Annotated in this window: 1 protein-coding gene; it reads right to left on the bottom strand. The window is 52.5% G+C overall.

What is annotated here, in order from left to right; genetic code table 11:
• A partial coding sequence (locus ACV22W_RS33670; RefSeq protein ID WP_448023856.1) for a hypothetical protein occupies positions 1-319 on the bottom strand: 319 nt, incomplete at its 3' end.
• Positions 320-354 lie beyond the last annotated feature (35 nt).

The following is a 354-nucleotide window of genomic DNA, read 5'->3' as shown; positions in this document are numbered from 1 at the left end:
GCAACCTTTGCAGTTCCGAATCATGGGCAAACGTAGAGCTATCCAGTTGCGAGTTCGACAACCTGTTCGTCAAATCTTGAAGCTTCTGCCGATCGGCCGCTAAGAGACTTTCGACCGTCTTCGACGCCGACTTCACATCTTCGCCATTGGCAATGGCGCGCTTGATCTGTTCAGGCAGCTTTGCTCGATCAGCACCCACGTTATACGATTCATAAAGCTGAAGGTAGCTGCGCGCCCTCTTGTAGGGATCGGTTTGCGAAAGAATCTCTGCACGATGTGCCAATGTCAGGTTGCCCTCTGCAGTCTGCAAATCGATCAAGCGACGGAACGTATCGTGGTTTGCCGGACTCTGCA

The sequence above is a fragment of the Burkholderia sp. AW49-1 genome, assembly GCF_053427845.1.
This window is presented reverse-complemented; position numbering and strand designations above follow the sequence as displayed.